Below are 12590 nucleotides of genomic sequence, written 5' to 3'. Positions count from 1 at the left end.
AGCAAAAGGGCCTAAAAGCCGCGAGCGGATGCTGCAGTGGTTCTTGACTGATGCAAGATTTTTCAATTGTTCCACTGAACATGCTGACAAGCCTTTGGCGCAGGCGCGGCTTAATAGCCGCCTTGGTGCACCGGGAGGTAGTTGGACGTTATCGCGGATCCGTGCTCGGCCTCTTCTGGTCATTCTTCAATCCGATCCTGATGCTCGTCATCTACACCTTCGTCTTCAGCGTGGTTTTCAAGATGCGCTGGAATGTTGCGAGCGACTCGAAGACTGAGTTTGCGATGGTGTTGTTTCCGGGACTAGTCGTGTTCACGCTGTTCTCGGAGTGCCTCAACCGCGCGCCCAGCCTAATCCTGAGCAACGCGAACTACGTGAAGAAGGTGATTTTCCCACTGGAGATACTGCCTTGCGTTGCGCTCGGCTCGGCAATCTTTCATGCTGCGGTGAGCATGTGCGTCTGGTTGATTGCGTATTTGATCTTGTTTGGGGTCCCGCACCTCACCGTTGTGCTGATACCACTCGTCTTGCTGCCGCTGTTGCTTTTTACCCTTGGAGTGAGTTGGTTTCTTGCTTCACTGGGCGTCTATCTGCGCGACGTGGCGCAATTCATGAGCATGGTCACTACGGTTCTGATGTTTCTGTCGCCAATCTTCTATCCGGTGAATGCGTTTCCGGCGAGCTATCGCAGTTTTCTGTTCCTCAATCCTATGACGCCCGCGATCGAGCAGGCGCGGGACGTGTTGTTCTGGGGCAAGGCGCCAGACTCGTCGATGTATCTGATCTATCTTTTGGGCGGCGCCCTTGTCGCGTGGTGTGGTTTTGTGTGGTTTCAGAAGACTCGTCGAGGATTCGCCGATGTTCTCTAGCGAAACTGCGATTAAGGTTGAGGGCCTCAGCAAATGCTACCAGATCTACGACAAGCCGCACGATCGTTTGAAGCAGTCCTTGTTTCCGCGGCTGCGAACGATGACCGGCAGGCCGCCGCAACAGTATTTTCGTGAGTTCTGGGCTCTAAGAGACGTTTCCTTTGAGGTCAAGAAGGGCGAAACCGTCGGTATTATCGGGCGCAACGGCAGCGGAAAATCCACCCTGCTGCAGATGATCTGCGGAACCGTGAATCCTAGCGGTGGCTCGATTAAGGTCAACGGTCGCGTAGCTGCTCTGTTGGAATTGGGGGCCGGTTTCCATCCGGAATTCACTGGGCGCGAGAATGTCTATATGGCCGCGACGCTCTACGGTCTAACCCAGGCCGAGATCAGCAGCCGTTTCGAGCAGATTGCTACATTTGCCGATATTGGTGACTTCATCGAGCAGCCGGTCAAGACCTATTCAAGCGGCATGTATGTCCGTCTGGCGTTTGCAGTCATTGCACATGTCGACGCCGACATTCTCTTGGTCGACGAAGCGCTCGCAGTCGGTGATGCGGTGTTCACCCAAAAATGCATGCGGTTCATCAGGGAATTTCAAAAGCGTGGCACCTTGCTGTTCGTCAGCCACGATACGGCTGCCGTACAGAACCTGTGTGAATCGGCAATCTGGTTATCGCATGGCCGGGTCCAGATGACCGGCAAGTCCAGAGAGGTTTCCGAAAGCTACCTCCAGTTCACGCTCCAGGAGGTCTACGGCGAAGAAGCCAAGTTAATGTCCGTTGCGTCAGACCAACCGGCGAGAGGCCCGGGGACTCATACATCGATAGTGGACCCCCACCCAGTCCCAATCGTGGATTATGGCGCGGTCGCCAGCGTACAGGACAACACCAAAGCAGCTACCGGCTGGAAGACCGGCCGCGCCGAAATTCAGTCGGTCTCTTTGACAAAATTGTCTGGCGGTCCCGAGGGGGTCTACGAGGGCGGCGAGCCTGTTCGCATGACTGTCCGCGCCAAAGCACATGGTCCGCTCGACAAGCCGGTCATTGGATTTTTGATGCGCGACCGTTTGGGGCAGGATCTATTCGGAGAGAATACCTTTCCGTTCACCGACCGGATACCGGTAGGCATCAAGTCGGACACGATATTTGAAGCCGTGTTTGAGTTCCGTTTACCGATGCTCCCAAACGGGCAATATGCCGTCATGGCGTCCCTCGCAGACGGGGATCGCCATGACAACATCCAGCATCATTGGATGCATGACGCGCTGATCGTCAACGTCGCTTCTAGCAAGGTTCGTTACGGACTTGTCGGCATTCCGTTCGAACGAGTCGAGTTGCAGGTTAAGAATGATTAAACGGACGCTCCACGAGCTCTACGCCAACCACACCGGAAAGACTTCCGACAAGTGGTCGCTCTATCTCGATGAATATGATCGCCTATTCTCATCCCTACGGGATCGTCCCGTTCGCATCCTTGAGATCGGCGTCCAGAACGGCGGTTCGCTCGAGATCTGGTCTCAGTTCTTTCCGAATGCAGAGGTGATCGTCGGCTGTGACATCAATCAGGATTGCAAGATACTGGCGTATGATGATCCACGCATCGGCGTCGTCATCGGCGACGTGAACGATCCGCAGACGCACCAGTCGATTCTCCAGCGGTCGGGACAGTTCGACATCGTGATCGACGACGGCTCACACCTGTCCACCGATATCGTCAAGACCTTCGCGCTCTATTTTCCGAATCTTTCGGAGGGGGGGCTCTTCATCGCCGAGGATTTGCATTGCAGCTACTGGGATCGCTTCGAAGGCGGACTCCACCATCCTTTCTCCTCGATCCATTTTTTCAAACGCCTTGCCGATGTCATCAACCATGAGCACTGGGGAGTGCCCGAGGCCCGCGGCGAAGTTCTGCGCGGCATATTTAAGGAATACGGGTGCGGGCTGGATGAAGAAACGTTAGCGCTGGTCCATTCGGTCGAATTCATCAACTCGATGTGCATCGTGAGGAAGGCGGCCGCTGCAAAGAACAGCTTAGGTCTGCGCGTTATTTCCGGCCGCTCGGCGCTGGTTCTTCCTGCCAATAAGGAATGGAACGGCGCTCCGTACAAAATGGATCCGTCCTTCGATCAGACCCAGAATATCTGGAGCAATCTATCTTCTTCGCCCGATCTCTCTGAGGTGGTGCGCGAGCTTACTGCGTCATCCGACATCATCGCGGATCTTAAGCGCGATCTCGCCACGTCGGCCGAGGTAATCGCGGATCTTGAGCAGAGAAGCGAACAGCTAAGTAATCGGCTGGATGATATTCTAGGATCGACCAGTTGGCGCATAATGGCAGTGCCACGGCGCCTTCTAAGTGGCGTGCGAAATCTGGAGTTCGAGGCCTTCCGGATCTCTAGTCTTCGTCCGATACTCGGCGCTCGCGTGAAGTCGCTAAGGCGCTCCTTTTTAAATGACAATTCGGGGACAGTCGAACGTCTTCGTAAGTTCGTTCTGCGGCGCGGTTTCGCGTTTTATCAACAGCACATGAGGCAGACCCAGCTGGGGCGTTCTATCGGGCAGTATATTCGTGATCGCGGGCTGATCAGCTCCTTCGAGGTCTATACGAGTTTGCTCCCGCATGGCACCCCCATAGCTGCTTCCCAACCCACCCACGCGTTGGACGCTGAGCTCCTTTCGCCGGTGCCAGGATATCATCTATGCCCTCCACTGAATTTCCAGGTAGCGGCCGATCTCGCCGTTCGCCCCTGTGTCAACGTGCTTTTGCCAAGCCTTCGGCTCAAGCACATGTCCGGCGGTCCCAACACCGCCCTGCTACTTGCGTCGATGCTAGCTGAGCACGGTGAGCATATTCGGCTGATCGCCTGCGATGTGTCGCTGGAAGGTGAAGAAAAGGCGCTGTTTCCTTACATGGAGCGGCTATTAAATCGGCCCGTAGCCAGGGACCGCATTGAAATCGTCGATGGTTTCGACCGCACCAGACCAATCTCGATCGGCATTCGCGACGTCTTTTTCGCAACTGCCTGGTGGACTGCCCAGATTGCGAAATACGCCGTCGCCAATACTGCTCACAAGAATTTTATCTACCTGATTCAGGATTTCGAGGCGATTCTACACGAGGGCTCCACTTTTCAGGCCCGCGCGCTTGAAACTTACGGGCTGCCACATATCCCAGTGATCAATACCCAACTGCTGCTCGACCATTTGGTGAGGGAAGGCGTTGGGCGCTTTGCAGACCCAGCATTCGCGGCCGATGCGCTATGGTTCAATCCAGCTTTCGATCGCACCCATTATTTTCCTGCGGCCAGCGGGCCATCCGGCAAGAAGGTGCTGCTGTTCTACGCTCGCCCTAGCGTTGCCCGCCGCAACTTGTTCGAAATTGGCTTAGTCGCGCTGCGTCGCGCCGTCGCCTCCGGTGCAATCGACAAGGGCAACTGGGAAGTCTGGGCGATGGGCGAAAAGATTCCGCCAATCGCGCTTGGCGGCGGCGTCATGCTCAATCCTTTGCCATGGATGAGCTTCGACGAATATGCCAGACGCGTGCGCACCGCAGATCTGATGCTGTCGCTCATGCTGTCACCGCATCCGAGCTATCCGCCGTTAGAGATGGCTGCGTCGGGCAAGTTGGTTGTCACCAACAGCTTCGCCGTTAAGACGGCGGAACGCATGCGGGCGTTCTCGCCCAATATTATTGTTGCTGAGCCGAATGCCGAAAGCGTCGGGCAGGCTATCGAGAGAGCCGCCGGACGGATCAACTGTGGATTACCGAGCTACGATTCCTCCGGCACAATCGCATTGCCGACGGACTGGGATCAGAGCCTCAACAGAATCGTTACGGATTTGCTTGCGCGCTTGGGAGAGATGCGCGAGCGCGAAATGGCGCAATCGGCTGTGCCTGGCATGCCCTACGTGGCGAAGAGTGACTACGAGACTTATCGCAAAATAAGCCTTGCCCGTCGTCGCCGAGATGGAATGTACCGCCAGACGCCTGGCCTGCTTTCGTTTATAACCACCGTCTATAATACCGATCCTCTGTTTCTCGAAGAGCTTGGCAACAGCGTTTTTCTTCAGGACGGCGGAATGCATTTCGAGTGGCTGATCCTTGACAACGGCTCCTCGGAGGAGGGTACCCGTCGCGCCCTCGCGAGGCTTGCAAGGCATGCTGGTGTGCGGCTTGAACGCGTCGAGAGCAATCTGGGCATTATCGGGGGAATGCGGTACTGCCTCGAACGAGCGTCGGGGCGCTATATTCTACCGCTAGATTCCGACGATCTGATCGAGCCTGATTGCGTCCACGTCCTCACCCGTTTCATTGAGGACAATGATTATCCTGAACTGCTTTTTACAGACGAAGACAAGGTGGACACGGGGCGGTTTCATTCGCCGTATCTCAAGCCAGACTGGGATCCCGTGCTGTTTCTGCACTCGTGTTATATCGCGCATCTTTGCGCCATTGACCGCGGATTGGCAATTCAGCTTGGCTTGTACAGCGATACTTCTGCCGAAGGGTGTCACGACTGGGACAGCTTCATCCGTTTTATGCTAGCGGGTAAGAAGCCGAAGCATGTTCCGGAAGTACTCTACAGTTGGCGGATGCACGGTGCATCGACATCCGGAAACATCGAATCGAAGTCGTACATTACCGAGTCGCACCGTCGGACGCTGCAGAGCTTTCTGGATCGCTCCGGTGCAGCGAACATCGAGCTCGTGAACAGTCCGCTGTTTCAGTACAATGTAGATTGGTGGTTTCGGCGAAAGCGATCGAATGAGCAATCGATCCGGACGATTCTGTTTGGCGCAGCCGATGAAGCCGTGGAGGCGGTAGCAGACCCGACGACGATCGTGCTGAGGCACGGAAATGTCGTCGAGTTCGCCGATGCCGTTGACAGTATCGACAGTGATCTCATTCATTTGCAACAGCGGGGCATTTTGCCGCTCGATGATGAGTGGCGCTGGGAGGCCATGGCGCTCCTTGAATTGTTTGCAGATGCGGTAATGGTCGGTGGCATGCTGCACGACAGATCCGTGATCGTTGATGGTCCACGCGTGTTCGGCTTCGGCGATGGCTGCGGCTGTCCGGATCAGGGGCGTGCGCTTTCGGACCCGGGCTATGGGGCCCGAATGTGGAAGCCGCATACGGCTTCGGCGGTCCCAACGGCGCACTGCGTCATCAAGACGTCCTTTCTCAAGCAGTGCCTGAGTGAACTGCGGCGCGAAAAAATTGCAATCGAGATGCTTGGCCCCTGGCTTGGCGCGATGGCCGCGGAGGCGGGAAGGCGCGTTGTCTATTCGCCTTTCATGCGAGCCCACGTTGAACGGGCGACGGAGATTGCTCCCCCGGACCTCACACGTTGGTTATCGCGCTTTTGGTCGCTGATTCCAGACCAGCGGGTCTATTCCCCAAGACTGGGCCTTGAGCGCGAATCTGCCTATCGGGAAGTGCATCCGGACGCCAATCGCGGGCACGTCATGCGTCTACGCGCAAGCCTTCTAAAATACCCCGAGTGGCTCGACATGCATATTGCCGCGCGGCAATCGCGCTATCCGCTTCCAGCCGGGTCTGTCCCCATCACCATCATCACAACGGTGTATGAAGGCACGAGCATCGAGTTGCTCGATGAGTTGGCGACATCAATCGCAGGACAAAGCATGAGGCCGGCGGAATGGGTCATTGTGGCGCACGGCCCGATCGCCCCGGACGCATTAGCTCACCTGGTGCACCACGGCGCCGATCGTTGGAACGCAAGGGTGATAGTCGAACCGGCGCCGCTTGGCATCATAGGCGCAATGTATCGCGGGCTAAATCTCGCTCAAGGCGATTACATAGTGCCGGTGGACGCGGATGACGTGCTTGCCTCGGATGCCCTGCAGGTTCTGGCGAGTTCAATATCCCGATTGGAGCAGCCGGATCTGATCTTTTCCGATGAGGACACGCTTGTCGAAGGCACGCCAACGTCGCCCTACCTGCGGGCTACGTTCGATCCGATCCTCAATCTTGACAGTTCGTATATCTGGCATTTGTGCGCCATCAAGCGGCAGACGGCCTTAACGCTTGGCCTTTATACTGACCCCGGCGCCACATGGTGTCACGACTGGGATAGCGTGATGCGGGTAGCCAGTGCTGGCGGCCGAATCGAGCACATAGGGGAAGTGCTTTATCACTGGCGACAACATGCTGCTTCCACGACAAACAGACCTGAAGGAGATGAGCGTTCGATCGAATCGGTCAGGCATGTCCTCGAGCGCCAGATCGCCCGAATGGCCGAGTCCCACCGGTTCTGCGTTGCGGACTGGCCGGAATATCGCGGTGCGCGTGAGCTGTACATTGCGCGCAAGGCGGATCACTTGCCGCAACTGATTTGGATAGGCGACGTCACTAGCGTTGAGACGATTAATTCCGACGCAATCTTAGTGTTCGCCGCAGCGGGCGTCATCGTTCAATCCCAGCAGACTATCACAGAAGCCGTTCGCCTATTCGAGCTACATCCTACGGTCGGTGCCGTAGGCGGCGTCGTAGTTGGGCCAGACGACTGCGTGGTGGATGGATGCAGCATGGTCAACCGTGCCGGTTCGCTGGAATCGCCGTGGCTGGGCCGAAGCGTGGCCTGGTCAGGCCCGTATGCATTGGGCCTGAAACCTCAGACGGTGACCACAACCGGTGATTTGCTAGCGTTTTTTCGGGTCGCGTCATTGAAGCGGGTCGGCCTTTGGCCGCTCGAATTAGATGGAAATTTGCCAGTGTCCGACATATGTCTTCGGTTGGCGGGGGGAGGTTGGAGTACTGCGTTCTCGCCCCTTGTGCGGGCGCGGAGTGGGATCGCGTCGCTAAACGACACAGGCAACGCTCGTCTCTTAGCCGCCGCTTTCCGGAACAAAAGCCAAGCGTTAGTTAGATATGGGATAACTCTCGGTTGCAGCGATAGCAGGTGAGACGAGCGTTCCTGATGCACGGATAGATAGCGGTTTTCCTGATTTCAACCGAGCATGCTAGGATGGCTTTTGAGTACTTTCCCAATAAGGGCGGTGCTTGGATTTGTGCATAAGGACGCGCCGCTCTCGAGCGGCGGACCCGAAGCGGCCAATTCCGTCGGGAATTGAAGAGAGAGAGAATGAAAGCGATTATTCTTGCCGGTGGATTGGGAACCCGCATCAGCGAAGAGTCCCATCTCAAGCCGAAGCCGATGATTGAAATCGGCGGTAAGCCAATTCTTTGGCACATCATGAAGATGTATTCGGGACACGGAATTGATGATTTCGTGATTTGCCTTGGTTACAAGGGCTACCTCATCAAGGAGTATTTCTCCAATTACTTCCTGCACACGTCCGACGTTACGTTTAGCATGCGCGAAAATAGCATGGAGATTCATCAAAAGTTCGCCGAGCCTTGGCGTGTGACGCTGGTTGATACCGGCGAACTCACGATGACCGGTGGCCGATTGAAGCGGGTCGCCCCGTATCTCGACAACGAATCGTTCTGCTTTACCTACGGCGATGGTGTGGCGGATATAAATATTTCAGCGCTCATCGCCAAGCATCGTGAGGCTGGGCGACTGGCGACGGTGACTGCGATCCAGCCGCCCGGCCGCTACGGCGCGCTCCACATCGAAAACGAGACGGTTCATCATTTTCAAGAAAAGCCGGCTGGCGACGGCGCCTGGATCAACGGCGGATTTTTTGTACTTGAGCCTGGTGTGCTTTCCTATCTCGACGGTGACAACACTGTATGGGAACAACAACCCCTGCAGCGGCTGGCTGCCGAGGGCCAATTGACCGCCTATCGACACAGCGGCTTCTGGCAGGCAATGGACACGCTTCGCGACAAAAATCATCTTGAGGAATTGTGGTCGTCAGGAAGGGCGCCCTGGAAGATTTGGTGATGATGTTCGGCGATATCTACAACGGCCGCCATGTGGTGGTTACTGGACATACCGGCTTCAAGGGAAGCTGGCTGACCCTGTGGCTCAAGGAGCTAGGCGCAAAGGTCACGGGAATCGCACTTCCGCCGGAGACCGATCCCAACCACTTCGGCCAACTAAATCTCGATATCGAGTCGCACTTCATTGATATTCGCGATCAGAGACCGCTACGTGATCAGATACGGGAGTCTGATCCGGAGGTCGTGTTCCACATGGCCGCTCAGCCACTGGTGCGCCGCTCCTATCGCGCGCCCCTTGAGACTTGGGCCACCAATGTCATGGGGACCGCAAACGTGCTCGAGGCATGTCGTGAGGCTAGGCGCCTCACCGCGATCATCGTGGTGACTACCGATAAGTGTTACGAGAACAACGAGTGGGTATGGGGTTATCGAGAGACCGATCGTCTAGGAGGGTATGATCCCTACAGCGCGTCAAAGGCTGGGTGCGAACTGGTTGCCGCGAGCTACCGGAAATCATTCTTCAACTCGCCTGACGCGCCACTGCTGGCCACGGCGCGCGCTGGCAATGTGATCGGGGGGGGCGACTGGTCGGAAGATCGTCTGATCCCGGACTTGGTGCGTGCGATCCAGCACGGTAGGCCTGTGGAGATCAGATCGCCAACGGCAACGCGACCCTGGCAGCATGTGCTCGAGTGCCTATCGGGTTATCTCATGCTCGGACAGAAATTAATCGGACGCGATTCCACGTTTGCCGAGGCCTGGAATTTCGGGCCCGATCGGGAAGGCAATCGCCAAGTTCGGCAGGTCCTCGACACGATCAAGCGGCAATGGTCGGCCGCGGAATGGTATGCCCCTGGCCAGGCTCACGCGCACGAAGCGCATCTGCTTCAGGTCGACAGCGACAAGGCCCGTCAGCGAATGCAATGGCAGCCGGTGTGGACCTTCGACGAAGGTGTAAGTGCCACTGCCGAATGGTATCAAGCCTGGCTCGAACGAGGCGACGTCGTCAGCCGCGCGCAACTCGAGCGCTATGTGGCACGCGCTAACGCCCGGGAGCTGGCGTGGGCCGAGGGGGAGGCCTCATGAAGCTCGAGCGGACCGGCATCGAAGGTGTCTGGGTTGCAGAGAGTATTGCCAATCAAGACCAGCGCGGAAGGTTTTCCAGACTGTTCTGCTCGCGCGAGCAACAAGACATCATCGGATCGCGATTGATCGTTCAGATAAATCACTCCATCACCCGAAGCGTGGGCGCGCTCAGGGGGCTGCATTACCAAGTGCCTCCACATGCGGAAATGAAGATTGTGCGCTGCCTTAGGGGGCGTGTGTTCGACGTGGCTGTCGATTTGCGCAAGGGGTCGGCAACGTTTCGAAAGTGGATGTCGCTTGAGCTCACGCCAGAAAATAGCCGGGCTCTGGTTATCCCCGAAGGATGTGCCCATGGCTTCCAGGTGCTAGAGCCGGATTCCGAACTGCTTTATCTGCATACCGCGTTTTATGCCCCTAAAGCAGAAGGCGGAGTTCGTTTCGATGATCCGTTGATTGGCGTGGATTGGCCACTGACACCGACCGACCTGTCCGAGAGGGACCTCCATCATCCGCTTCTCGACAACAATTTCGAAGGAATAGCGGTATGAAATGTCGTCATTGCCATCATGAACTCGAACACGTCTTTCTCGATCTCGGTCACGCTCCTCCATCGAACGCTTATCTCTCGGCGAGCCAGTTGCGAGCGCCAGAGACGACGTTCCCGCTGCGGCTCTACGTCTGCGACAATTGCTGGTTGGTCCAGACGGAGGACTACACGGCGGCGGATGAATTGTTTTCTCGCGATTATGCGTATTTCTCCTCGACCTCGCTCAGTTGGTTGCAGCACGCGGCGCGTTATGTGGAGAAGATCACTGAAATCCTAAAGCTGAACCGCGACAGTTTCGTGATCGAGGTCGCCTCCAATGACGGCTATCTGCTGAAGAATTTCGTCGCGGCCGGGATCCCATGCCTCGGTGTTGAGCCCACCAGCACCGCCGACGCAGCGGAAAAAATTGGCGTTCCGGTGCTGCGTAAGTTCTTCGGCGTGGCGACGGCGATGGAGCTAGCGGAAGCGGGCAAACGCGCCGACCTGATATGCGGTAACAACGTCTACGCGCACGTGCCTGATATCAACGACTTCACGGATGGCCTTCGGATCGCACTCAAACAGGGCGGTACGATCAACCTCGAGTTTCCCCATCTGATGAACCTGATCAGGTTCAATCAATTCGATACGGTCTATCATGAGCATTTTTCGTATCTTTCCTTGACCGCCGTCGTTGGCATATTTGCAAAGGCAGGACTGCGTATCTTCGACCTGGAGGAACTACCGACCCACGGCGGTAGCCTGCGCATCTACGGATGCCACGAAAGCGACCCGCGGAAGACGCGGTCTGTCGTGATGGATGCGCTGGAGAAAGAGAATGCTTATGGCTTGCGTGACCTAGCCATTTACAATGGATTTCAGCAGAAGGCGGACAAGGTCAAAGACGATTTTGTTGAATTCCTGATTGCTCAAAAGCGCGCAGGTAAATCGGTCGCGGCGTATGGTGCTGCGGCGAAGGGGAATACGCTGATGAACTATGCGGGGGTCAAGCACGACCTCGTGAGTTTCGTCTGCGATGCCGCGATCTCAAAACAAGGCAACTATATGCCGGGCAATCATCTCGCCATCCTGCCGCCGTTCGAACTTGCAAAGTTCAAGCCCGATTGGGTTGTCATCTTTCCCTGGAATATCGCCGATGAGGTGGTCCAGCAGCAGAAGCAGGTTTTGGGTTCTGGCACCAAATTCGTCATCGCCGTTCCGGAACTGAAGGTTCTGCCGTGAAGGTTTTGGTGACAGGCGCAACGGGATTTGTCGGGCGGCATGTCGTCAGCGCGCTGCTCGCCAAAGGTCATTCCGTCACCGCTGTCGCCCGCAATGCTGACAAAGCACGATCGATGCCGTGGTTTACGCGGGTCCACTTTGTCTCTTGCGACCTTCACGGCGACTTCCGACCACTACTTTCTGAGGATCTTCGACCCGCTGCGTTGATCCATCTGGCTTGGCCCGGTCTACCAAACTATCGCGACTTCTTTCACCTCGGCCGAAATCTCCCTGCTGACTTGGCTTTTCTGGAAGCCGCCGTGGATGCGGGCGTGTCGCAAATCATGGTGGCGGGCACCTGTCTTGAATATGGAATGCAGTACGGGCCACTGACCGAACGGGCCGCAACCGCGCCGATCACGACGTACGGCTTTGCCAAGGACTCTCTCCGGAAATCTCTGCAGTTCTTACAGCAGAAAAAGCCATTCATCCTGCAATGGATGCGGCTGTTCTACATGTATGGCGAGGGACAAAGCCCAAAGAGCCTGTTGGCGCAGCTTGATCGCGCGATCGACGAACGGGCGCCATTGTTTAGAATGTCGGCTGGCGATCAGTTGCGGGACTACTTGCCAGTCGAGGAGGTGGCTGCCAATTTTGTCCTCGCGCTCGAGAACTCGGAAGCCTGCAACGGTGTCATTAATTGTTGTAGCGGGAAGCCGATCTCGGTTCTGGATCTGGTTTTGCAGCGTTGCCAAGCGCGAGCCAGCGATATCGAACTACAGCGGGGTTACTACGCCTATCCTGACTACGAGCCGTTAGCATTCTGGGGGGCGCCTTCAAAACTGAATGATTTGCCAGCGGCCGCCCTTTAGCGATGGACTATCAGGTCGCAAGTTCATGGGAGTTCTGGAGCGAAAGATCAGAGGCTTGCGCGCGTGTGCCACTCGTTTGGTGCTGATATCCGAAGACCGGCGTGCGCGACGTGCAACCTCGTATTTCTTCCAATGGTA

The 12590-nt window shown here is 56.5% G+C and carries 8 protein-coding genes; all 8 read left to right on the top strand.

What is annotated here, in order from left to right:
• Positions 1-50: 50 nt before the first annotated feature.
• The 8 genes from K3F49_RS03935 to K3F49_RS03900 all read left to right on the top strand — a co-directional run bounded on the left by K3F49_RS03935 (position 51) and on the right by K3F49_RS03900 (position 12452).
• A complete protein-coding gene (locus tag K3F49_RS03935) occupies positions 51-869 on the top strand; it encodes an ABC transporter permease (RefSeq protein ID WP_234679584.1) in 819 nt (272 codons plus the stop codon).
• Positions 859-2226, top strand: coding sequence for an ABC transporter ATP-binding protein (locus K3F49_RS03930; RefSeq protein WP_234679583.1), 1368 nt, complete (start codon positions 859-861; stop codon positions 2224-2226). The genes K3F49_RS03935 and K3F49_RS03930 overlap by 11 nt, the downstream gene beginning before the upstream one ends.
• Positions 2219-7801, top strand: coding sequence for a rhamnosyltransferase WsaF family glycosyltransferase (locus K3F49_RS03925; protein ID WP_234679582.1), 5583 nt, complete (start codon positions 2219-2221; stop codon positions 7799-7801). The genes K3F49_RS03930 and K3F49_RS03925 overlap by 8 nt, the downstream gene beginning before the upstream one ends.
• Positions 7802-7980: 179 nt before the next feature.
• Complete coding sequence (gene rfbF / locus K3F49_RS03920) at positions 7981-8748, top strand: glucose-1-phosphate cytidylyltransferase (protein WP_234679581.1); 768 nt, start codon at positions 7981-7983, stop codon at positions 8746-8748.
• Positions 8748-9833 (top strand): CDP-glucose 4,6-dehydratase, encoded by a 1086-nt coding sequence (gene rfbG / locus K3F49_RS03915; RefSeq protein WP_234679580.1) that lies wholly within the window; start codon positions 8748-8750, stop codon positions 9831-9833. Before rfbF ends, rfbG begins: the two co-directional genes overlap by 1 nt.
• Positions 9830-10381 (top strand): dTDP-4-dehydrorhamnose 3,5-epimerase, encoded by a 552-nt coding sequence (gene rfbC / locus K3F49_RS03910; RefSeq protein ID WP_234679579.1) that lies wholly within the window; start codon positions 9830-9832, stop codon positions 10379-10381. The genes rfbG and rfbC overlap by 4 nt, the downstream gene beginning before the upstream one ends.
• Complete coding sequence (locus tag K3F49_RS03905) at positions 10378-11601, top strand: class I SAM-dependent methyltransferase (RefSeq protein WP_234679578.1); 1224 nt, start codon at positions 10378-10380, stop codon at positions 11599-11601. The genes rfbC and K3F49_RS03905 overlap by 4 nt, the downstream gene beginning before the upstream one ends.
• Complete coding sequence (locus tag K3F49_RS03900; protein ID WP_234679577.1) at positions 11598-12452, top strand: NAD-dependent epimerase/dehydratase family protein; 855 nt, start codon at positions 11598-11600, stop codon at positions 12450-12452. Before K3F49_RS03905 ends, K3F49_RS03900 begins: the two co-directional genes overlap by 4 nt.
• The last annotated feature ends 138 nt before the right edge of the window (positions 12453-12590 follow it).

The sequence above is a fragment of the Bradyrhizobium monzae genome (genome assembly GCF_021458635.1).
Taxonomy (GTDB): domain Bacteria; phylum Pseudomonadota; class Alphaproteobacteria; order Rhizobiales; family Xanthobacteraceae; genus Bradyrhizobium.
Note: the sequence above shows the minus strand (reverse complement) of the source record. Positions and strands in the feature narration are given on the sequence as shown.

Bases quoted from the DNA above. Each gene is read 5' to 3' on its own strand.
- rfbG (WP_234679580.1), top strand. From the start codon at position 8,748: ATGATGTTCGGCGATATCTACAACGGCCGCCATGTGGTGGTTACTGGA.
- K3F49_RS03935 (WP_234679584.1), top strand. From the start codon at position 51: ATGCAAGATTTTTCAATTGTTCCACTGAACATGCTGACAAGCCTTTGG.
- rfbC (WP_234679579.1), top strand. From the start codon at position 9,830: ATGAAGCTCGAGCGGACCGGCATCGAAGGTGTCTGGGTTGCAGAGAGT.
- rfbF (WP_234679581.1), top strand. From the start codon at position 7,981: ATGAAAGCGATTATTCTTGCCGGTGGATTGGGAACCCGCATCAGCGAA.
- K3F49_RS03925 (WP_234679582.1), top strand. From the start codon at position 2,219: ATGATTAAACGGACGCTCCACGAGCTCTACGCCAACCACACCGGAAAG.
- K3F49_RS03930 (WP_234679583.1), top strand. From the start codon at position 859: ATGTTCTCTAGCGAAACTGCGATTAAGGTTGAGGGCCTCAGCAAATGC.
- K3F49_RS03905 (WP_234679578.1), top strand. From the start codon at position 10,378: ATGAAATGTCGTCATTGCCATCATGAACTCGAACACGTCTTTCTCGAT.